At 65.9% G+C, this 18,800-nt stretch carries 26 protein-coding genes and 1 pseudogene; 8 read left to right on the top strand and 19 right to left on the bottom strand.

Annotated elements, in window-relative coordinates:
* Positions 1-28: 28 nt before the first annotated feature.
* The 5 genes from trbJ to trbB are packed head-to-tail and all read right to left on the bottom strand — an operon-like array spanning position 29 to position 4,761.
* Positions 29-745 carry a P-type conjugative transfer protein TrbJ gene (gene trbJ, locus JHC57_RS08670; protein WP_037553367.1) on the bottom strand — a complete coding sequence of 239 codons (717 nt, stop codon included), beginning with the start codon at positions 743-745 and terminating at the stop codon, positions 29-31.
* Positions 742-3,183, bottom strand: coding sequence for a conjugal transfer protein TrbE (gene trbE, locus JHC57_RS08665; protein WP_052181969.1), 2,442 nt, complete (start codon positions 3,181-3,183; stop codon positions 742-744). The genes trbJ and trbE overlap by 4 nt, the downstream gene beginning before the upstream one ends.
* Positions 3,180-3,449, bottom strand: a complete 270-nt coding sequence (locus JHC57_RS08660) for a VirB3 family type IV secretion system protein (RefSeq protein WP_058802382.1) — start codon at positions 3,447-3,449, stop codon at positions 3,180-3,182. The genes trbE and JHC57_RS08660 overlap by 4 nt, the downstream gene beginning before the upstream one ends.
* Complete coding sequence (locus JHC57_RS08655; protein WP_037553363.1) at positions 3,449-3,781, bottom strand: TrbC/VirB2 family protein; 333 nt, start codon at positions 3,779-3,781, stop codon at positions 3,449-3,451. Before JHC57_RS08655 ends, JHC57_RS08660 begins: the two co-directional genes overlap by 1 nt.
* A gap of 2 nt (positions 3,782-3,783) precedes the next feature.
* A complete protein-coding gene (trbB, locus tag JHC57_RS08650) occupies positions 3,784-4,761 on the bottom strand; it encodes a P-type conjugative transfer ATPase TrbB (RefSeq protein WP_294029598.1) in 978 nt (325 codons plus the stop codon).
* Between the two features lie 220 nt (positions 4,762-4,981).
* Here trbB and JHC57_RS08645 point away from each other — a divergent pair, with 220 nt between their 5' ends.
* The 5 genes and pseudogenes from JHC57_RS08645 (at position 4,982) to JHC57_RS08625 (ending at position 7,350) form a co-directional block, all read left to right on the top strand.
* A complete protein-coding gene (locus tag JHC57_RS08645; RefSeq protein WP_294029597.1) occupies positions 4,982-5,500 on the top strand; it encodes a LuxR C-terminal-related transcriptional regulator in 519 nt (172 codons plus the stop codon).
* Between the two features lie 61 nt (positions 5,501-5,561).
* Positions 5,562-5,894 carry a hypothetical protein gene (locus JHC57_RS08640; RefSeq protein ID WP_294029596.1) on the top strand — a complete coding sequence of 111 codons (333 nt, stop codon included), beginning with the start codon at positions 5,562-5,564 and terminating at the stop codon, positions 5,892-5,894.
* A 32-nt stretch (positions 5,895-5,926) separates the two neighbouring features.
* Positions 5,927-6,412, top strand: coding sequence for a hypothetical protein (locus JHC57_RS08635; RefSeq protein ID WP_294029595.1), 486 nt, complete (start codon positions 5,927-5,929; stop codon positions 6,410-6,412).
* A 203-nt stretch (positions 6,413-6,615) separates the two neighbouring features.
* A pseudogene (locus tag JHC57_RS22505) lies at positions 6,616-6,855 on the top strand (JAB domain-containing protein); the annotation flags it as partial.
* Between the two features lie 192 nt (positions 6,856-7,047).
* A complete protein-coding gene (locus JHC57_RS08625) occupies positions 7,048-7,350 on the top strand; it encodes a MarR family transcriptional regulator (RefSeq protein ID WP_294029593.1) in 303 nt (100 codons plus the stop codon).
* A 20-nt stretch (positions 7,351-7,370) separates the two neighbouring features.
* On the opposite strand, the gene JHC57_RS08620 is transcribed toward JHC57_RS08625, so the two are convergent.
* The gene (locus JHC57_RS08620; RefSeq protein WP_294029592.1) at positions 7,371-7,601 is read right to left on the bottom strand and encodes a hypothetical protein; all 231 of its coding nucleotides are present in this window, start codon (positions 7,599-7,601) and stop codon (positions 7,371-7,373) included.
* Between the two features lie 165 nt (positions 7,602-7,766).
* On the opposite strand from JHC57_RS08620, the gene JHC57_RS08615 reads away from it, so the two are divergent.
* The 3 genes from JHC57_RS08615 to JHC57_RS08605 all read left to right on the top strand — a co-directional run bounded on the left by JHC57_RS08615 (position 7,767) and on the right by JHC57_RS08605 (position 9,551).
* Positions 7,767-8,483, top strand: coding sequence for a hypothetical protein (locus JHC57_RS08615; protein WP_294029591.1), 717 nt, complete (start codon positions 7,767-7,769; stop codon positions 8,481-8,483).
* A 2-nt stretch (positions 8,484-8,485) separates the two neighbouring features.
* Positions 8,486-9,115: a hypothetical protein gene (locus JHC57_RS08610; RefSeq protein ID WP_294029590.1), complete on the top strand. Its 630-nt coding sequence runs from the start codon at positions 8,486-8,488 to the stop codon at positions 9,113-9,115.
* Positions 9,116-9,353: 238 nt separating this feature from the next.
* On the top strand, positions 9,354-9,551 hold the full coding sequence (locus tag JHC57_RS08605; protein ID WP_294029589.1) for a hypothetical protein: 198 nt from the start codon (positions 9,354-9,356) through the stop codon (positions 9,549-9,551).
* Between the two features lie 14 nt (positions 9,552-9,565).
* On the opposite strand, the gene JHC57_RS08600 is transcribed toward JHC57_RS08605, so the two are convergent.
* The 13 genes from JHC57_RS08600 to JHC57_RS08540 form a co-directional block, all read right to left on the bottom strand.
* Positions 9,566-9,985 carry a CopG family transcriptional regulator gene (locus JHC57_RS08600; RefSeq protein ID WP_294029588.1) on the bottom strand — a complete coding sequence of 140 codons (420 nt, stop codon included), beginning with the start codon at positions 9,983-9,985 and terminating at the stop codon, positions 9,566-9,568.
* Positions 9,982-11,952, bottom strand: coding sequence for a conjugal transfer protein TraG (locus JHC57_RS08595; protein WP_294029587.1), 1,971 nt, complete (start codon positions 11,950-11,952; stop codon positions 9,982-9,984). Before JHC57_RS08595 ends, JHC57_RS08600 begins: the two co-directional genes overlap by 4 nt.
* Before the next feature lie 13 nt (positions 11,953-11,965).
* Positions 11,966-13,711, bottom strand: coding sequence for a DUF3363 domain-containing protein (locus JHC57_RS08590; protein ID WP_294029586.1), 1,746 nt, complete (start codon positions 13,709-13,711; stop codon positions 11,966-11,968).
* A 223-nt stretch (positions 13,712-13,934) separates the two neighbouring features.
* Entirely contained in the window at positions 13,935-14,648 is a 714-nt protein-coding gene (locus tag JHC57_RS08585; RefSeq protein ID WP_366928537.1) for a lytic transglycosylase domain-containing protein, read from the bottom strand.
* Between the two features lie 5 nt (positions 14,649-14,653).
* The gene (locus JHC57_RS08580; RefSeq protein ID WP_039579016.1) at positions 14,654-14,986 is read right to left on the bottom strand and encodes a DUF736 domain-containing protein; all 333 of its coding nucleotides are present in this window, start codon (positions 14,984-14,986) and stop codon (positions 14,654-14,656) included.
* Positions 14,983-15,573, bottom strand: coding sequence for a S26 family signal peptidase (locus JHC57_RS08575; RefSeq protein WP_294029584.1), 591 nt, complete (start codon positions 15,571-15,573; stop codon positions 14,983-14,985). Before JHC57_RS08575 ends, JHC57_RS08580 begins: the two co-directional genes overlap by 4 nt.
* Positions 15,570-16,091, bottom strand: coding sequence for a DUF2840 domain-containing protein (locus JHC57_RS08570; protein ID WP_294029583.1), 522 nt, complete (start codon positions 16,089-16,091; stop codon positions 15,570-15,572). Before JHC57_RS08570 ends, JHC57_RS08575 begins: the two co-directional genes overlap by 4 nt.
* Complete coding sequence (locus JHC57_RS08565; protein ID WP_037553423.1) at positions 16,091-16,333, bottom strand: helix-turn-helix domain-containing protein; 243 nt, start codon at positions 16,331-16,333, stop codon at positions 16,091-16,093. The genes JHC57_RS08570 and JHC57_RS08565 overlap by 1 nt, the downstream gene beginning before the upstream one ends.
* A 128-nt stretch (positions 16,334-16,461) precedes the next feature.
* Entirely contained in the window at positions 16,462-16,866 is a 405-nt protein-coding gene (locus tag JHC57_RS08560; protein WP_228383939.1) for a DUF2285 domain-containing protein, read from the bottom strand.
* Between the two features lie 169 nt (positions 16,867-17,035).
* A complete protein-coding gene (locus JHC57_RS08555; RefSeq protein ID WP_082396360.1) occupies positions 17,036-17,245 on the bottom strand; it encodes a DUF6499 domain-containing protein in 210 nt (69 codons plus the stop codon).
* A gap of 183 nt (positions 17,246-17,428) precedes the next feature.
* Entirely contained in the window at positions 17,429-17,740 is a 312-nt protein-coding gene (locus JHC57_RS08550) for a DUF736 domain-containing protein (protein ID WP_058802367.1), read from the bottom strand.
* 263 nt (positions 17,741-18,003) lie between these two features.
* Entirely contained in the window at positions 18,004-18,492 is a 489-nt protein-coding gene (locus JHC57_RS08545; protein WP_294029582.1) for a hypothetical protein, read from the bottom strand.
* Positions 18,493-18,615: 123 nt separating this feature from the next.
* Positions 18,616-18,780 (bottom strand): hypothetical protein, encoded by a 165-nt coding sequence (locus tag JHC57_RS08540; protein WP_162928261.1) that lies wholly within the window; start codon positions 18,778-18,780, stop codon positions 18,616-18,618.
* Positions 18,781-18,800 lie beyond the last annotated feature (20 nt).

The raw sequence follows: 18,800 nt of genomic DNA, 5'->3' as shown, positions 1-18,800 counted from the left end.
TGCCACGAGCGTCCCCGCCCGGCCCATCTCAATTGCCCTTGCGGAAGCGGCGGAAGCGCTCGCGGCCTTCGGCCTCGGCGGCCGCCGCGCGCGCGGCATCGAGCATCTCGGCGCGGCCCTGCGCACTCATGACGGCGGCGAGATCGGCGATCTGCTGCGACTGGATGGCGAGCAGCTGGTTGCCCGCCTGCGCGGCCTGCAGCGCGCCGGTTGCCGACTGGCTGGCGCCGACGATCGTCGAGATCGACGTCCGCGTTCCGCCCATGTTCGTGACGATGCCGGCCTGCACCTTCATCGCATCCTCGAAGGCGCCGACGCTGTCCTTCCAGCGCGCCTCGGCATTGGCGACCATCTCGGCGGCAGAGCCCGTCAGCGCTCCGCCCTTGTAGCGCGCCTCGAACCCCTTCTGGATGTCCGACACGTTGAACGCGATGCCCTCTGCCTGCGCGAGGAGCTGGCGCGTCTGGTCGACCTGCGCCTCGAGCGTGCCCAGCGTCGATGTCGGCAGGCTGTTGAGGTTCTTCGCCTCGTTCATCAGCGAGGTCGCCTGATTCTGCAGCTGCTTGATCTGGTTGTTGATCTGCTCGAGCGTGCGCGCCGCGGTCAGGATATTCTGCGAATAGTTGCGCGGATCGTGGACGATGCCGCCGAGCTGGGCGCTCGCCGGGACGGCCAGCATCGCGCCCGACACGGGCAGCAACACAAGTGCCGCGGCAGCGACGGCGCGGACGATATTCTTCTTCATCGGGGGCACTCCTCATTGGGGGCGGCAATGGTGGGGAGCAGCTCGGCCGCCCATTCGAGCTTGCGGTGGGAAAGCCAGGCGGCCGCGAACCCTTCGGGGCCGTGCGCTGCGAACAGCTCCGCGATGCGCGTCTGATCGGTCTTCGAAGATGCCGCGGTGAAGGCGAGCGCAACCTCGCCTAGCCCCAGGTCGAAGAGGCGATTGCCGCGCCGCGACTGGCAATAATAGTCGCGCTTCGGGGTCGCCCGGCTCAGTATCTCTATTTGCCGGTCATTGAGACCGAAGCGCTCGTAGATGCGGGCAATCTGCGGCTCGAGCGCGCGCTCGTTCGGCAGAAATATGCGGGTCGGACAGCTCTCGATGATCGCGGGTGCGATGCTAGAGGTTTCGATGTCGGCAAGGCTCTGCGTCGCGAAGACCACGCTCGCATTCTTCTTGCGGAGCGTCTTCAGCCATTCGCGGAGCTGCGCCGCGAAGGCCGGGCTGTCGAGCACGAGCCAGCCTTCGTCGATGATGATGAGCGTCGGCGAGCCGTCGAGCCGTCCGGCGATCCGGTGAAACAGATAGGACAGGACGGGTCCCGCCGACGCGGCGCCGACAAGGCCTTCGGTCTCGAAGGCCTGCACGCGCGCGGCCCCGATGCGCTCCTCGTCGGCATCGAGCAGCCGCCCCCAGGGTCCGCCGACCAAATAGGGCGCGAGCGCCTGCTTGAGGTCGCGCGACTGGAGAAGCACCGCGAGCCCCGTCAGCGTGCGTTCGGCGACAGGCGCCGTCGCGAGTGAGGTCAGCGCCGACCAGAGATGCTCCTTCGCCGCCGGGTCGATCATCATGCCTTCGCCCGCGAACAGCGCGGCGAGCCATTCGGCAGCCCAGCTCCGCTCGGACGCCTCGTCGATCCGGGCGAGCGGCTGCAACGCCACGCCGCCCTCGCCATCGTGGAGCGCCCCGCCAAGATCCTGCCAGTCCCCGCCCATCGCGAGGGCTGCGGCGCGGATCGAGCCGCCGAAATCGAACGCGAAGATTTGCGAGCCCGGATAGCGGCGAAACTGCATCGCCATCGTCGCGAGCAGCACCGATTTGCCTGCCCCCGTCGGACCGACGACGAGGCAATGACCGACGTCGCCGACATGGAGGGAAAGGCGGAACGGGGTCGAGCCTTCGGTCTTGCCATAGAGCAAGGGGGCGTCTCCGAAATGCTCGTCCCGTTCCGCCCCCGCCCACACGGCAGACAGGGGGATCATGTGGGCAAGGTTGAGGGTGGAAATCGGCGGCTGGCGGACATTGGCGTAGGCGTGGCCGGGCAGGCTCCCGAGCCAGGCCTCGATCGCGTTCATGCCCTCGATCGTGCAGGTGAAGTCGCGCCCCTGGATGACTTTCTCGACCAGCCGGAGCTTCTCGGCGGCGAGGGCCGCGTCGCTGTCCCACACGGTGACGGTCGCGGTCACATAGGCGACGCCGGCATGATCGGCGCCGAGCTCCTGCAACGCCATGTCGGCGTCGGCCGCCTTGTTCGAGGCATCGCTGTCGACGAGCGCCGATTGCTCGTTGGTCATCACCTCCTTGAGGATCGCCGCGATCGACTTGCGCTTGGCGAACCATTGTCGCCGGATTTTCGTCAGCAGCTTGGTCGCGTCTGTCTTGTCGAGCATGATCGCGCGGGTCGACCAGCGATAGGCGAAGGCCAGCCGGTTGAGATCGTCGAGGAGGCCGGGCCAGGTCGCGGTCGGAAAGCCCGTGATCGTCAGGGTCCGCAGATGCTGCTCGCCGAGCCGCGGCTCAAGCCCGCCGATGAGCGGCTGGTCCGTCAGCAGCGCGTCGAGATAGACTGGCGTCTCGGGAACCCGGACACGCTGCCGCTTCGTCGATACGGTTGAATGGAGATAGGTCAGCGTCTCGCCGTCATCGAGCCATTCGGCCTCGGGCATGAAGCCTTCGACGAGATGAAGGATGCGGTTCGACCGGTCGATGAAGCTCGCGAGATGCTCCTTCGGATCGACCCCCGAGCGCTCCATACCCTCATAAAGCCAGCCCTCCGCCCGCGAGGCATCCTCGGCCGGCGGCATCCACAGGAGGGTCAGATAATAGCGGCTCTCGAAATGCGCCCCTTCCTCCCGGAATTGCTCGCGGCGCTCCATGTCGACAAGAGCGGATGCCGGATCGGGAAATGAGGATGCGGGATAATCGCTCGACGGCAGCCGCTGCGCCTCCACGAACAAGGCCCAGCCGGAGCCGAGGCGCCGGATCGCATTGTTGAGCCGGGCGGTGACCGCGACGAGTTCGGCGGGGGTGGCGCTGTCGAGATCGGGGCCGCGGAAGGCCGCGGTTCGCTGGAACGAGCCATCCTTGTTGAGCACCGCGCCCTCGGCGACCAGCGCGACCCAGGGGAGATAATCGGAAAGGCAGGCCGACTTCGAGCGATATTCGGCGAGGTTCATCATGGCCGCATCCAGACAGGATATTTGAGGTGACGCTTGGCGACGTCGACGAATTGCGGGTCGCGGCGCGCCGCCCAGACCGAGAGCGCATGGCCGACGATCCAGAGGACGAGACCCGCGATCCAGAGGCGGAGGCCAAGGCCGATCCCGGCCGCGAGCGTGCCATTGGCGATCGCGAGGGCGCGCGGCGCGCCGCCGAGCAGGATCGGCTCGGCGAGCGCGCGGTGCACGGGCGCGAAGAAACCGGTGACTTCGGCCGCGCCATCCATCAGACGACGGCTCCGCCGCCGAAGGAAAAGAAGGTCAGGAAGAAGCTCGACGCCGCGAAGGCGATCGACAGCCCGAACACGATCTGGACCATGCGGCGAAAACCGCCCGACGTGTCTCCGAACGAGATGGTCAGCCCGGTGATGATGATGATGATCAGCGAGATCACCTTCGCGACCGGCCCCTCGACGCTCTCGAGGATCGATTGCAGCGGCGCTTCCCACGGCATCGACGAGCCACCGGCCCGAGCGGGCAAGGCGGTAACGAGCGCGACATAGAGAGCGGTCGAGGCGAGCAGGAAGCGCGGTGCCTCCCGTCGGGCGGCGTGGGTCATGGTCAGTCTCCTTCGGGGGTAAAGAGGGGGGTGATGCGATAGTCGCCGGTCGAGGCATCGAGGCCGTCGACGCGGGCGAGTTCGGCGAGGCGCCGCCCGGCGCCGTCACGCACGAGAACGGCAACGAGATCGATCGTTTCCGCGAGAAGGGCGCGCGGGACCGTGATCACGGCTTCCTGGATGAGCTGCTCCATGCGGCGAAGCGCGCCGATCGCGCTGCCGGCGTGGATCGTGCCGATGCCGCCGGGATGTCCGGTGCCCCAGGCTTTCAGAAGGTCGAGCGCCTCGGCACCGCGAACCTCCCCGATCGGGATGCGGTCCGGCCGAAGCCGAAGCGAGGAACGGACGAGGTCGGACAGCGAGGCGACCCCATCCTTGGTGCGCATCGCGACGAGGTTCGGAGCGGCGCATTGCAGTTCGCGGGTGTCTTCGATCAGGACGACGCGCTCGCTGGTCTTGGCGACCTCGGCGAGAAGGGCGTTTGTGAGCGTAGTTTTGCCTGTCCCCGTGCCGCCGGCGACGAGGATATTGAGGCGCTCGGCAACTCCGGAGCGCAGCGCCTCGGCTGCCGGAGCGGACATGATGCCCGCTGCGACATAATCGCTGAGCGAGAAGACCGCGACCGCGGGCTTGCGGATCGCGAAGGTCGGCGCCGCGACCACGGGCGGCAACAGACCCTCGAAGCGCTCGCCACTTTCGGGAAGCTCGGCCGATACGCGCGGCGACCCGGCATGGACCTCGGCGCCGACATGATGCGCCACGAGCCGGATGATGCGTTCGCCATCGCTGGCCGCGAGCAGGATACCGCTATCGGCGATCCCTGCTCCGAGGCGATCGACCCAAAGCCGACCGTCGGGATTGAGCATGATTTCGATGACCGCAGGGTCGGCAAGCCACTCGGCGATCGCGCCGCCAAGCGCTGTCCGCAGCATGCGCGCGCCTCGGCCTTGTGCCTCGAAACGGACCGGTTCTGCGCCCATGATATTCCCCGTTAGATGGTCCGGGCAAAAGCGCCCGGCTCGACGGGGACAAGTAAGAGACGCAGAAAACCTCTACTTTCAACAGAGATTTGCGCGCGTCGTACTGTGGGTAAGGAAGACAGGGAATGGCGTAGGCTGCGATGCGATCAATTCCATTTCAGCAACGATTAAATGAAGCCCGGCGGGTTGTGCCGAGCGCGATTTTGACAACAGTGTCAGGATGAGTGATTCGGGGTTGCAGCATTCGGACGAGTTCTCGAGGTGGACGCGCTTGACAGAAAAGCAGCGGGCTTGTCTCGATCTGCTGCTGGAACGAAAAACCTCGAAACAGATCGCCCGCGACCTCGACATATCGAAGCAGGCGGTGGATTTGCGGCTCACCACCGCACGCGACACGCTGGGCGCGGCCAACCGCGACGAGACCGCAATCATCTATGCGCGGCTTCGGCAGACCTATGATCGGATACCATGTGATCCGGTCATACTACCGCCAGCCCCAGAACTGGTGCCATCCGATTTCCCGGACGGTGACCCCGCCAGCTTGCTCCATCTGAACGATAATTTGGCAAGGCGGGTCGGGTCTCGGAGCGAAGGCTCTCCGTTCAGGGATTTGCTGAGGCCGAATTATAGGCCTCAGGCCCGGGTCGTGATCGTCGTGAGCTTGCTCATCGCGGTGCTTCTCATGGTCATCGCAGGCCTGTCGATCGGTCAAACTCTGACCCGGCTCGCCTCGACCTGATCCCAATTCCTGTTGAACCATGGTCCGGGAGCGCGGCGCGCTTTTCCGGAGAGGAGAATCTATGCAAAATCTGAATAGCATTGCCGTCGAGCGGTTGCAGCAAGCAGTGCCTGCCGCCGAGGCACAGATAGACGGCGCGCTCATCGCCGTGTCGTCGCTGATGGCGGAGGTGGTGACCGCGCGTCGTGACACGGCAGGCGTCCCCGCCGCCAAGGGACATGCGACGATCCGCCGTATCGCTGAGGCGCAACTCGCGCTGGTTGGTGTGAGCGGCGACATCCTTCGTGTTCATGGCGACCTTGCCGACATCGGCCGTGAAACGTCAGGCCTCGACCTTCACGAATGCCCGGCAGTTGCCGAAGCTGCCACCGCAAGGCTTGCTTTGGTGAGCTGAGCGACATTGACGGTGGGCCATCGGCATGGTGAATGAGCGCGATGCTGCGGATCGCAATCTTCGTGACATTGCTGCTGGTGGCTCTCGTCTACGCCCTCCGGAAAGGCGGCGGCCCAGAGAAGGCTGTGGCAGCGATTCTCCTCTTCATGCTGGTTTCCGACCAGGCTCTCCACCTGATATTTGCGGTGAACTTCGTCACGGTCGATGCGGGGCACCTGGTGATCGATCTGATAGCTGCGGCCGGGACGATGACCGTTGCGCTGACGGCTTATCGCTTCTGGCCCATGCTGGCGGCAGTCCTACAATGCCTTCCGTTGCTGGCTCACACGACCCGCGCGATCGACATGGACCTCCACCCGATAGCCTATCTGACAATGCAGGTCGCTGCATCCTGGCTTCTTCCCCCGCTCCTCGTGGCCGCAACCTGGCAGCACCAAAAGCGATTGGCTCGGATCGGCAGCGATCGGTCCTGGTACATTTCATTGCGACGATCGAGCCCGAGCGCAGCGAAGCGTTAGCGGACCGGCTTCTCGTCGCGTTTCATTCGATCAGCCGCATTTGGGCGCAGTCGCCGGAAACGCTCGCTCGCGTTCTTGATGACGCCCCGCAGGTAGCAGAGGTCATTGTCCAAGCGTGCAAACTCGCCACCGAGAGCCTTTCGGGCGACCTTCGAGGTATCAGCATCGATCCCTTCGACCGAAGGCTCCGCTCCTATCTCATCATGTCGATGGGGTCGCTCTCCGACGAGCGGCTTCGCATCTTCTTTCTCGACGGTGGGCACCATCTTCTCGCCGACGAAGTTTTGCAAAGCGGCACGCTTGCGCAGCTTGCCATCTACCCCCGGACGATCTTCCGGCGTGCGCTCGAACTCAATGCTGCGGGGCTGATTCTCGTCCACAACCATCCGAGCGGCGACCATCGCCCCAGTGTCGAAGACATCGAGGCGACGCGGAAGCTCGAAATGATCGGACGGTCGCTCAACGTCGAGATCATCGACCACATCGTTGTGACATCAACCCACTGCCATCACGTCATCAGCAATGACACTCTTGCCGGGGCGCCCATTCCGTCAGCCTCCTTCACATTGCGAAGTCCGGGAGGTCCCGCGCGCATCGACGACGGGGACATTGCCTTGGCCAATGCGAGAGCCGCGATGCGCAGGCGCCTCCTCCGCCAGCAGCTGATCGGTGCACCCGAACTCTTCGGCGATCCTGCTTGGGAAATGCTGGTCGACCTCTTCGTTCACGAATGCGAGCGAAAGCGCCTGTCCATCAGCGCGCTGTGCGTCACGTCCTCGATCCCGATGAGCAGCGCGCTACGACTTGCGCAGCGCCTCTGCGATGCTGGCATCACCCGGCGCGTGCCCGATCCGATCGACGGCCGCCGGACCTTCATCCGGCTCGATCCTGCCATCGCTCACCGGATGCGCGCCTATTTCGAAGCCGGTGCCGAATAAGCGATGCCGCAGCCGCATCGTCAATGGTCGCGCGCACTCCCCGAATGTTCGGCGGCCGCGCGCACCATCTGCGCCCAGCTCCCGATATAGGCAGCACGGTTCTTATATTGATCCCCGGACTCGGCGGTCATCAACGCCACGCTGCCAAGCGTTTCGGCAAATTCGTTGGTCGTGCAGACACCTTTTCGTTCCAGCACGCCGCCGAGCGCCGCCAATATTGAACCAACCGCAAAAAGCGCGTCCTCGTCCATGATATACTCCTTCAATCCGGCAATTAGCGGACCATCGAACTAATGGCCTTGGATGGCATCTTTCCAGTCCGGCGCAAAGCGCCAGCGACAACCCAAATTAGGAGCAGCGGCAAAGTCGCCATATAATGTGGTCGATGGATTTAACCGTGCGGAAGAGGAGATACGGTGCCCAAAACGCTCGCTGAGGAATCGCCAGATGGCCGCGTCTTTTTCGCGCCGGGCATTCTCCGCCGTTCGCCGTTTGCCAGCGACGTTGCTTATGTCATCGCGCTGTGGGCGCATATCGATGGTGACATCGCGTCGATCCTCAGCCGGATGCTGAAAAGCGACATTGCGGTCGGCACCGCAATGTATCTCTCGCTGGTCGGAGCCGGGGCGCAGCGCGGCGCCCTCGATGCGGCAGCGCAGGAAGCGCTCCCCGAGTGGCAGCAACTGCTGTTCAAGGCGATCGGCTCGGTTGCCGAGGAGTCACGCAAGACACGCAATCATTTTGCCCATCGCATCTGGGGACATTGCTCCGAACTCACGGAGGCGATCCTGCTCACCCACCCCAAAACCATCGTGAAATATAACATCAGCCACCGCCAGCGCGTGGAGGAACTGCCTGATGGTCGGGGCGTGATCCGGCCCATGCCGATCGATGAGCAGGAAATCCTGGTTTATCGGCAGCCTGATTTCGATGTAGCGATCGAAGAAGCGGAGCGAGCGCAGACGCTCTATCGGCTCTTTTATGCCATTGTGTGTGATTCCGGCGAAGGGCCAAAGGCCCAACTTCTCGCCGACCCAATTTTCAAGGCTCGCCTCGATCAGGTTGCGAAGGGCGCAAGCACCGAGGCGAAGGCCATTCTCGGGATCAAGGCCCAAGAGAAACGGAAGCACTGACCATGCGATACTGGAACACGGGGGACACCCCCACCAATTCGAACCTAAGCGCGCTCGAAAATCTCGCGCGCCCATGGGCCGGGATCGATGCCGAGCGTCTCCTCGATGTCATCCGCGGAGTGATCCGGATCGAGAAGATGCTGCCGAAGGCGGTGCGGCATCATTTCAAGCTGCCGCCCCTATTCGTCGGCGCTGGCCCCTATGATTGGGATGCCGCGCGCCGGGATAAATATCATAGCGAACTCTGCGAGGCACTCAGTGCGGGCCTTGCCGGTGTACAGGCCGATCCGAGCCTCGCGAAGGAAGGTGGGGCCGATCTCAGCGATCGCCCTCCGACACGGGGTGAAGAGCTTGAGTTCGCCTGCAGGGCCTGGAGCCGCAATCGCACGAGTAGCAATCTCGACGATCTGCGCATCGCATGCAGCGTGCAGGGGATGCAGAGCCGCTTCGACAAGCTGGAGCGCTGGCTGGCCCGAAAGCGGCCGGGCTCGTCGCCCCATTCGGTGGCCTATGAGGTCGAATGCGCGCTCGGCGACATCGATCGCTACGCCGATACCTATCATTCGATGGAGGCGAGCTACCGCTACGCCGAAAGACTGCGCGAACGCGAGCAGCGAGGCGAAGAGGACTGAGCGAAGTCCGGGTTTCCCGGAAGTGCCGGGAGATATCCCCAGACGCACCCCCGACTGTTGATAAAATTGCGATTCACCCTGTTGACAAGCGACTCGCCTGCGGGGCACTCCAGCCCGGAGGGCTTATCCCTCACGGTAACCCGCACGCGCATCTGTAACAGCGCGCTATTTTCGCGATGAATCCGTGAGGTTTGTGATGACCGACATGCCCCCTCTCCCGCCCGTAGGCGATCGTCCGATGACTGACCGTGAGGCCGAGCTCGCCCAGTTTATGGCGCTCGTGCAACGGGGCCGCCACAAATCGGCGGTGCTCCTCGAACTGTCCCGCACTCCTTTGGCCAAATATCTGGCTCTCACGATACTGTTGCTCGCGGCTGCCCTGTGCGGTGTCCCCGCCGAAGCCATCAGCTTTCTCGCAAAACTCCGGGCTGGGTGAGACGCTTCAAGGCTTCAATCGGAACCGCTGACGTCGCGCATCAGCTCCGCGGCGAGCTTGGGGCCGCCCTCCATCCGCCGCGAAAGGGCGTCGACGAAAGCCTCCCACCGCCGCTTCCCGCTGGCCTGCGCGGCCGGCAACGCATCATCGGGCAAGGGCGCCGTGCTCGTGAGCCAGTGCCGGACGAACAGGGCCAGGGCTTCGCCAGACATCTCGCCATGCCATTCGATGCGGTCAAGCTGGCGGCCGATGCGGTCGAGGCGCCGGGTCAACAGCGCTTCGATCCGCTCCTCCTGATCGGGCGAAAGGAACGAGCGTAACGCAGCCTCCAGCACTTCGGTCCGCGTCAGGCCCCGTCGACGGGCCAAGTCCGTCAGGTCGCGCGAGAGGCCGGTTTCGATCCGGAACGTCTGTTTGACATGCGATCGGATCACAGCTGGATCCCGTCGTCGGGATCGAGCGCGGCGGCCTGAGCGCGCCGCGCCATCCGCCGATCCGCGGCAGCGCGAAGCCGCGCTGCATCGGCCTGTGCTCCGTCTTCGCTAAAATCAAACTCGCCGTTGACGCTGCGCGGCGGCGGCGGCGCGATCTCTTCATGGACGGGAAGTTCGGGTTCCTGCCGGATGCCACCATTGGCGGCGTCATCGGCATCCTTCTGCAGCTGCTTCGCGTCCACCGCTTGCTGTACCCGGTCGTCCATCCAGTCGTGGGCGGCGGGAGCGCCGCGACCCGGCACGGGAGGCGGCATGACGCGACCCGCCAAGCGCCGGTCGCTGTAGTAGCGCGCCTTCTTGGCCCTGATCGGTGCGAGGCCGGCGGCCATCACAATCTCGTCGTCCGGGGGGAGCTGCATCACTTCGCCGGGGGTCAGGAGCGGCCGGGCGGTTTCGGTGCGCGACACCATCAAATGGCCGAGCCAGGGAGAAAGCCGATGGCCGGCATAATTCTTCATCGCACGTTGTTCGGTTGCCGTACCGAGCGCATCGGAAATCCGTTTGGCGGTTCGCTCATCGTTCGTCGCGAAACTGACCCGGACGTGGCAATTGTCGAGGATCGCATTGCTCTGGCCATAGGCCTTCTCGATCTGGTTGAGCGACTGGGCGATCAGGAAGGCCTTGATGCCATAGCCCGCCATGAAGGCGAGCGCGCTTTCGAAGAAATCGAGGCGTCCGAGCGCGGGAAACTCGTCGAGCATGAACAGCAGCCGTTGCGACCGCGCCTTTGGATTCAGCTCCTCGGTCAGCCGCCGCCCGATCTGGTTGAGGATCAGGCGCATGAGCGGCTTTGTCCGGCTGATATCGCCGGGCGGCACCACGAGGTAGAGCGAGACCGGGCGCTCGCTTCCGATCAGGTCCGCGATGCGCCACTCGGAATGTCCAGTGACCTTGGCGATCACCGGGTCGCGATAAAGGCCGAGGAAGGACATGGCGGTCGACAGCACGCCCGACCGCTCATTCTCGCTCTTGTTGAGCAGCTCCTGCGCCGCCGCGGCGACGACCGGGTGGACGCGATCTCCCAAATGGCGGGTGGTCTTCATCCGGTGGAGGGTCGCCTCGATCTTGCGCTCGGGGTTCGACAGAAAGGCCGCGACACCGGCGAGGCTCTTTTCCTCCTCGGCGTAGAGAACATGGAGGATCGCGCCGACGAGCAGCGCGTGGCTGGTCTTTTCCCAGTGGTTTCGTCGCTCGAGGCTTCCTTCGGGATCGACCAGCACGTCGGCGACATTCTGTACGTCGCGCACCTCCCACGCGCCGCGCCGGACTTCGAGGAGCGGATTATAGGCAGCCGATGCCGGGTTCGTCGGATCGAAAAGCAGCACCCGGCCATGTAGCGCGCGAAAGCCCGCAGTGAGATGCCAGTTCTCGCCCTTGATGTCGTGAACGATGCAACTCCCCGGCCAGGTCAGCAGGGTCGGCACAACGAGGCCGACACCTTTCCCCGAGCGCGTAGGCGCAAAACAGAGGACATGCTCGGCGCCATCGTGGCGCAGATAGGTTCCGGCCATGCGCCCGAGAATGACGCCATCGGGGCCAAGCATGTTCGCCGCCCGTATCTCTCGCTCCTGTGCCCAGCGTGCCGAGCCATAGGTCTCGGCCCGTCGGCGCTCGCGCGCGCGCCATACAGACATGCTGATCGCTACGACGACCGACAGCAGGCCGCCCGATGCCGCGATCGCAGCACCGCGGTAGAAGATCGGCGGCGCATAGGCGTCGAAGGCAAACCACCACCAGAAGAAGGCCGGCGGCGGATAGATGGGATAACCACCGATGCGGAACCAGGGGGCACCGAGCGCTGCCTGAAATCCGAGCGCTTCCGCCGTCGATTGGGTCGCGGTCCAGACCGCCGCGAGGACGATCAACAGCACCGCGAAGATCTGGCCCCATAATATCCTGTCGCTCATCGTTGATCCTTTCTCAGATTGCGATCCCGCGGCTGCGGCTGAGGGTCCAGTCGATGCCGCCCGCGGTGGCGGTGCCGGTGACATGCTGCCCGAGGTGCCGGTCGAGCGCCGGGCGCCAGGGCACGAGTTGAAAGCCAAGCCCGTCGTCGATCATCACGAAACGCCCCGAGGCGAGCGACACGCGCTCGCGGTAGGTCCCGCTCACTGCGTCGCCGGTGGCCGGCGGCCGATGCGCGAGCCCGGTGCGCGCCGCGATGGTTTCGCAAGCCGCCTCGAGGTCGCGCCGCTTCAGCGTCTCGATGAGATCGGGGGCCAGTACGAGCTTGCCGTGCTCATGGCTCGCGAGGCCTTCGCTCGCGAGAAACTCGGCGCGCGCTGCCATGGCGCGGCGAACATCGATGCCGAATCCCGAGGTTCCTGCCGTGGGCTTCGCCGCGACCAGTTCGCGGTCGAGCCAAGTTGCACCGCGCGCGGATATCTGGTCGGCGACCGCAAGATCCGATCGCAGAGCGAGCGAGAGATGCTCACCGCCGTCGCGTCCTTCCCAGCGCCGCAGCTCGACGATCGCGCCCGGCTTCGCGTCCCCGGTCCATTGGAGATCGGAGAATTTGATGTGGTGGGTCCGGCCATCGGTCCCGTCGACGATGGCGAAGGCGGAGCCGGCAAGCTCGTCGTCGAGGCCGCGTGCGACCAGCCGCCCGACGAGGCCCGATCGCTCCCCCTCGCCGTGAAGCGCGAGCGTGGAGACGTCAAAGGATAGGCCTTGCCTGCGCATGGCGCGGTGGACGCTCTTGATGATGTCGCCGCGCTCGCCAAGGTCGCGCAATATGGTTTCGGCACGCGGATCGATCTCGAATATGCCGGCTCCAAGGCGCGTCGCGAGAGCAAGCGTCTCGAGCTTCGCCGCGCGTCCGATAAGATGCCGGTCTCGGCCGGGCGCTGCGGCCGGATCGGGACGAAGATCGACGATCCCCGCCTCGCCGCCGCGATCGCGCAGTTGCCTGTCGAGCTCGGTCCAGCGCTCCACGCCCGTCTCCCGCGCGAGGCTCGCATCGATCTCCTGTTCGTTTCGCGGACCAAGCTCGAGGGTGGCGATCTCCGAGGCCCGTCCGCGCACGCCTTCCGACATATAGGCGCGGTCGACGACCAGGTCCGCTCCATCGTCTGCAACGCCTCGCACGAGTAGATGGATATGCGGATTGTCGGTATTCCAGTGATCGACCGCCACCCAGTCGAGCCGGGTCTCGAGATCCTTCTCCATCTGGCTCATGAGATCGCGGGTGAAGGTACGAAGATCCTGCAGCTGCTCGGCATCCTCGGGGCTGACGATGAAGCGGAAATGATGGCGATCGTCGGCGCAGCGATCAGCGAAGGCCTCGCGGTCGGCGGCGTCTCCAGACGCGTCGAACATCATGGCATAGCGGCCATCGCGGGTGACGCCGTCGCGTTCGAGATAGGCGATATGCCGTGCAAGCGGCGCGGAGCGAAATTGCGCACCCTTATGCCGGACGATGCGCGCCATGACCGTCACGCGGCGCTGCGCGGGGCCGCGCCGGATCGTCGCAAGCGCGGCGCGTCCGCGGCCATGGCGACCGGTTCCGCTGCGACCGCCGCCGCCCCGACGGGAGCGGGCGTAACCCGAGCGGGCGGCTGCCTTGCGCACCTGCGCCGCGAGCCTTTTCCCGCGCCGCGCCGATCCCGAGCCGGCGTCGCGCCCTCTTCCCGGCCGCACCCGAAAATCATGCTCGTCGCCGCTCACGGCGCCGGTGCCATATCGTAAGCGCTTGTTCTGCCTCGGAAATCCCGAGATCGATATGGCAGCCGGAGAGGGGTGCCATACGCATAAAGCGCTGTAATCCAACCACAATCTGCCAGCGAGCTGGCAGGTCTTTTATCTTGCCATCCCCCCGAACCCCTTCTGAACGCCAAGCAGTGCCTATCCATGGACCGGCGCACTCCAGCAAATATCGCCAGGACGACCATCACCGATTGTCCCCGGAAAGCGGGACGAAGAGGGGCGAGGGAGCAGGCGCGGAATGCGACGGCCCAGCAGCCGCGGCGTCGCCGCGCTGCACCGACGTTGCAGCCGGCGTGTCCGATCGCTGCTCGGCGAAGAGCGACGCGCTGCGCCAGCTCGGCGGTTCGGCCGTCCGCGCCATCGCAGCTGACGGAGCAGCCGGCGCACCGAGCGCGGGCGCGATGGCTGCCACATAGGCGACCGTCTCGGCGGGCAAGCCGCGCCGCCCCGCTGCATAGGCGTCGGCGCGGCCGGGGCCCGCATTATAGGCAGCCAACATGAGGCGAACGTCGCGATATCGGTCCCACATCGCGCGCAGATAGGCCGCGCCCGCGAGGATGTTGGCGCGCACGTCGAAGGGGTCGGACCCGAGACGGTGTTGCGCCGTCAGCATCGCCCAGGTTGCGGGCATGATCTGCATCAGCCCCATTGCACCGGCATGCGAGAGCGCCCGCGGCTTGCCGCGGCTCTCGACATGCATCACGCGCCATATCCAGACCTCCGGAACGCCGAAGCGTTGCGACGCCTCCGCCACATGGGCGGCATAGGGGTGGGCCGCGGCCGTCGGCGCTTCCGCCGGTGCCGCGCCCCATGCCCGGTCCGGGGCGGCGCTCGCCGAGCAGAGCAGCAGCAAGGCGAGGCGCACGGCGCGGACGCGCGCCGAGCGAGCCGGATGCATGATGCTCACGCTTGTTCGCGTGGGACGGGACGCGTCCAGAGGAGATGATATTCATCCTCGTTCTGCGTCGACCGGAGCAGATTGGCGCGCAGCGGAACCGCGAGCGCCGGATCGTCGATCTGCAGGGCGATATAAGATCCGGCGCGCTCGCTGCGGCGTTCCCAGCCTGCGCCGATCTCGACGCCGGTGTCGGCTTCAACGAGCAGGACGCGCCAGGCCGGTGCATTTTCCGCGTCGTTCGGCTTCGCCGGAACGATCGCGATCATCGCATCGAGGAGCAGCGTCCGGATCTGTCCGGCATAGCCGTCGCCAGCGGTCTGAAAGCTTCCGATAATCATGAGGACATATCCTTTCCTTCGGGGGTGAATGCGGAGCGATCGGCGTCACGGCGCCAGCGCAGCGGCGCGCCGGGCGCATCGCGCACGAGCAGCGGGTGCGCGACGCCGACGACGCCGGTGTCGGGGAGCGGTCCGAAATATCGGCCGTCGAGACTGTCGGGCGCGGGGTTGAGGAGGAACAGTTCGCCGACGCGCAGGCGGTAGCAGCCGAACCAGCGCGGCAGCGGCCGCCCGAGGCGGTCGGCGTCCCGCGCGCGTGCTGCCGGCGCGCCGTCGATCGTCACGAAGGTGCCGCTGCGGCAGACGAGCGCGCCTTCGCCGGCAGCGACATGCTTCAGGAGCGGCACGCCGCGCGGCACATAGCCGCGCACCGCGAGACGCGCCGCGACCCCCTCGGGCGGGTGGAAGAGGATGAGGTCGCCGACTGCGGGCTCGGCGCCGACATCGACGCGGTAGAAGCCGATCGGGACGCTCGGGCTCGCGTTCCAGATGAGGCGCGGTTGCGGCGCGAGCGCTGCCGCCGCGACGAACAGCGCCGCGAAGAGCGTAGCGCTCGCCGCGGTCGCGCGGAGCCAGCGGCGGTTCATGGCGCGATCGCCTTGCGCTGGAGCCAGGCCCGGTGCCGCTCCGGACCATAGGGCCGGAACGGCAGGCCGGCAGCGATATGGCTGCCGATGTGGCGCCAATGATCGGGCGCCGTCTCGCACGGATCGAGCCCCGCGGCCTCGATTGCATCGATCGCCGAGAGCACCTGCTGAACCCTCGGCCAACCGTCGACGCGGAGCAGGATGTCGCCGCCGGGGCGCACGTAGGGATGCGTCGCGAAGGGGGCGCGCGGCGCGGGCGCCGCGATGACCGAGATGCTTGAGAAGATGGTGCCGAAGTCGTTCGCGCTCCAGCGGACGAAGCCGAAGACGGCCTCGGGCCGGAAGGAGACGATCCGCGTCCGGCGGCTGATGATGCGCTCGGCGGCGACGCGGCCGAAGCGCAGCCAATGCTCGAGCCGCTGCTCGATCCAGGTCAGTTCAAGGTCGGTGAGACCGCTCGCGGTCGCCGCGACCGGCTGCACGCCGGGAGCGGGCGGGATGCTGTGGGCGGGGCGCATCAGCGGCGGACCGGGCGCGCGGGATGGACGACGCCCTTGCCGGGATCGGACGTCGATTTCTTGCGGCCGATCTCGGCCCAGGCGTCGAGATCAGCGATCGCGTAGACGATCCGCCCGCCGAGTTTGCGGTATTCGGGACCCGTTCCGAAGCAGCGATGTTTTTCGAGCGTCCGGCTCGACAGGCCGAGGTGCAGCGCAGCGTCGGGCGTCTTGAGGTAGCGCGGCGAAATGGGGGTATGCATGTCGCTCAAAAGAGGCCTCCGTTCGCAGCGCCGGGTCCCGTGGCGGGCTCCGGCGGAGAGGCGGCGACATTCGGAAATCGGGATGCGGTTTAGGAACGGACAAAGTGACGACGCGCGGAATGTCCCGATCAGGCGGCGCCGAGTAGCTCCTGATAGCCGCCGTCGCGCATCGCGACCGCGGCGCGGTGCCAGCGCGCGATGCGACGGCGCTCGCTCGATCCGTCCCAGTCGGCGGCCGAGAAATCCTGGGCATCGTCGAGGATGAGGGCGGCGGCGATGTCACGCGCCGAACGCCCCTCGGCAGAGGCGTCGAGGAGCCGCAGCCACTGGATGAGACGCCAGCGCTCGGATGGTCCGGGGGCGCCTCCCCGCAGGAAGCGGTGCGTCGTGACGCCTGCCGAGAAGCGGCGCTGTACGGCGAGGCTCACGGCCATCCGCAGCTCGCTGTGCGGGTCGGCCGGGTTTACATAGGCGAGCCGTTCATCGGCGAGGAAGCGGCGAAGCCAGAGGCGGAAGCGCCGTCCGTCGGCCACGAACACGAGATGCCACTCGCCTGGCAGGATGATCTCGGAGGCGATGTCCGCAGAGGCGATGAGCTCGGCGAGCCGCGGCGCGGCAAAGCCGTCGGGAGCCGGTTCGGCGATGGCGACATGCGCGCAGGCCTCCGGCTGCCAGAGCGCGGGGGATTCAGTGACGGATCGGTCAGGGTCCAGGGCGAAAGACCAACCCCCATCGTCGTGCGAGCCCAGCGAGGCGCGCGGTGCGCCGCCGCGTCGGCGCCAACGCCGCCGAACGATAGGCGCGGCGATAGGCCGGGCTTCGGCGCAGGAACTCCTGCGCGAAATCGGCGCGATCATATGTTTCGAATATTCTCGGAAAATATGGCGATTGCCAATCGACGACCTGATCCATTCGCACCTCCGGCTGATCTTCAGGAATGAAAGCAAAGCCTATCAGCAGCTTGCCCGCATCGGCTGGAACATGGTTAGCGGCATGCAAAGGATCATCGTAACGCATTGCGGCGGAGAATCCCCGCGCGAAAAGCCTCAAAATGAGAGTATCGCCGCCCGGCTTGCGGCCGGGCGGCGTGCTCGATCAGTCCCGCCGCTGGGGACGGGTCCAGACGAGGTCATAGTCGCCGTCGCTTCCTTCGAAGAGCTGCGCGAAGAAGGGCGCGGTGAAGCTCGGGTCGTCGAACTTGGTCGAGAGATAGGTGCGGTCGTCCTGGCTGGTCTTCTCCCAGGCTGCGCCCACCTCGACGTCGCCGACATAGATGCGGTGGGTCGGAGCGCTGGGTTTGGGATTGTCCTCGGGGACGATGCGAACCGCGTCGACCGAGAGGGCGAGGCTCGCGATTGCGCCCCGATATTCGCCCTTCGCTTTCTTGAAGGTTCCGATCTTGGCCATCTTGAAGTCCTTTCCTTGCTTTCGAGCCGCAGGATCGCGGTCTCGATGCGCATCGGTGGCCGGAAAGGAGGCCGCGCCGCAGCCGCAGGCCCGGAGCGCATGCGGAGGACGGCAGCGCAGCGATTTTCTTGGTCCGCGAGGAACGGCGGCACGCCGGGGGAAGAAAATCGGGGAGCGCCGTTGCGGCCAGCGGGCTCAGCGCAGCGGCTTGCCGGCAGATCGCGCAGGGAAGAGACCGTGTTCCTGCGGCGGGAGCGAGGGACTCAGAGGCGGTCGGAAGCGGGCGAAGCGGAGGCCGGGATCGCGGGTGCGCGATCGTCGCATTCCCGGTCACCGACGCCGATTGCATCCACCGAATATCCATCAAGTCCCCGGACCGCCGCCAGGGCGGCGGCGACGGCAGCGAGCACAGGCAGGATCGCCACCAGCATGCCCTCCGTAGCAAAGAGCCGCACGATCCCCGTCATGCCGTAATAGCCTGCCACCGCCGCCGGGAGGAGGAAGACCATTGCGATACAGGCTCGCAGCAATGTCGATCCACCGTGGGCATAGAGGTGCCGTCCAGCAAGATGGAGCAGGAGCCCCGCCAAAAATGCCATCGCAAGGGCAGCGCCAATGCCATAGCCGCGGTCCTGAAGTTCGAAGGCGAGAGCGATACCGGTGCCAAGCGGCAGCGCGAGGGCCGCCAACCGGAACAGAAGCCAGATGAGATAGAGGCCTGCGGCAGCGCCGAAGATAAGCATGAAAGTCACGAGCGTCCTCCTTGGGGACGCGCTCTCCACCACCACCACAGCGCGGTCTGCACTATCAATCTAGCAGACGGCCGCCCGCGACGGAACCGGAACTGGAACCATCGCGGCGCAAATTTTGCGGGCTCAGCGGTTGAACGGGTCATATTCGCACACGATGTGTTCGGGGTCGCCGTCGAACTCTTCGATGGGCATCACCGCATAGCCTTTTGTCGTTTCGATAAGGACGATGATCGTCATCATCGTGCGGGCGAGGCTCCAGCCGAGCGATTGAGCGGTGGAAAGCGGCATGGGTTTGGCTCCTGTCCTTT

It is taken from the genome of Sphingopyxis sp., from assembly GCF_016463645.1.
Taxonomy (GTDB): Bacteria; Pseudomonadota; Alphaproteobacteria; order Sphingomonadales; family Sphingomonadaceae; genus Sphingopyxis.
The sequence above is the reverse complement of the archived record's forward strand: the minus strand, read 5'-3'. Positions and strand labels throughout refer to the sequence as shown.

Excerpts from the sequence above, each read along its gene's own strand:
- JHC57_RS08620 (WP_294029592.1), bottom strand. The coding sequence starts at position 7,601 with ATGGACGAGGACGCGCTTTTTGCGGTTGGTTCAATATTGGCGGCGCTC.
- JHC57_RS08625 (WP_294029593.1), top strand. The coding sequence starts at position 7,048 with ATGCGCAGGCGCCTCCTCCGCCAGCAGCTGATCGGTGCACCCGAACTC.
- JHC57_RS08610 (WP_294029590.1), top strand. The coding sequence starts at position 8,486 with ATGCGATACTGGAACACGGGGGACACCCCCACCAATTCGAACCTAAGC.
- JHC57_RS08605 (WP_294029589.1), top strand. The coding sequence starts at position 9,354 with ATGACTGACCGTGAGGCCGAGCTCGCCCAGTTTATGGCGCTCGTGCAA.
- JHC57_RS08555 (WP_082396360.1), bottom strand. The coding sequence starts at position 17,245 with ATGGATCAGGTCGTCGATTGGCAATCGCCATATTTTCCGAGAATATTC.
- JHC57_RS08540 (WP_162928261.1), bottom strand. The coding sequence starts at position 18,780 with ATGCCGCTTTCCACCGCTCAATCGCTCGGCTGGAGCCTCGCCCGCACG.
- JHC57_RS08565 (WP_037553423.1), bottom strand. The coding sequence starts at position 16,333 with ATGCATACCCCCATTTCGCCGCGCTACCTCAAGACGCCCGACGCTGCG.
- trbE (WP_052181969.1), bottom strand. The coding sequence starts at position 3,183 with ATGATGAACCTCGCCGAATATCGCTCGAAGTCGGCCTGCCTTTCCGAT.
- JHC57_RS08640 (WP_294029596.1), top strand. The coding sequence starts at position 5,562 with ATGCAAAATCTGAATAGCATTGCCGTCGAGCGGTTGCAGCAAGCAGTG.
- JHC57_RS08575 (WP_294029584.1), bottom strand. The coding sequence starts at position 15,573 with ATGAACCGCCGCTGGCTCCGCGCGACCGCGGCGAGCGCTACGCTCTTC.
- trbB (WP_294029598.1), bottom strand. The coding sequence starts at position 4,761 with ATGGGCGCAGAACCGGTCCGTTTCGAGGCACAAGGCCGAGGCGCGCGC.
- JHC57_RS08660 (WP_058802382.1), bottom strand. The coding sequence starts at position 3,449 with ATGGATGGCGCGGCCGAAGTCACCGGTTTCTTCGCGCCCGTGCACCGC.
- JHC57_RS08635 (WP_294029595.1), top strand. The coding sequence starts at position 5,927 with ATGAGCGCGATGCTGCGGATCGCAATCTTCGTGACATTGCTGCTGGTG.
- JHC57_RS08645 (WP_294029597.1), top strand. The coding sequence starts at position 4,982 with ATGAGTGATTCGGGGTTGCAGCATTCGGACGAGTTCTCGAGGTGGACG.
- trbJ (WP_037553367.1), bottom strand. The coding sequence starts at position 745 with ATGAAGAAGAATATCGTCCGCGCCGTCGCTGCCGCGGCACTTGTGTTG.
- JHC57_RS08595 (WP_294029587.1), bottom strand. The coding sequence starts at position 11,952 with ATGAGCGACAGGATATTATGGGGCCAGATCTTCGCGGTGCTGTTGATC.
- JHC57_RS08570 (WP_294029583.1), bottom strand. The coding sequence starts at position 16,091 with ATGCGCCCCGCCCACAGCATCCCGCCCGCTCCCGGCGTGCAGCCGGTC.
- JHC57_RS08550 (WP_058802367.1), bottom strand. The coding sequence starts at position 17,740 with ATGGCCAAGATCGGAACCTTCAAGAAAGCGAAGGGCGAATATCGGGGC.
- JHC57_RS08580 (WP_039579016.1), bottom strand. The coding sequence starts at position 14,986 with ATGATTATCGGAAGCTTTCAGACCGCTGGCGACGGCTATGCCGGACAG.
- JHC57_RS08585 (WP_366928537.1), bottom strand. The coding sequence starts at position 14,648 with ATGCATCCGGCTCGCTCGGCGCGCGTCCGCGCCGTGCGCCTCGCCTTG.
- JHC57_RS08655 (WP_037553363.1), bottom strand. The coding sequence starts at position 3,781 with ATGACCCACGCCGCCCGACGGGAGGCACCGCGCTTCCTGCTCGCCTCG.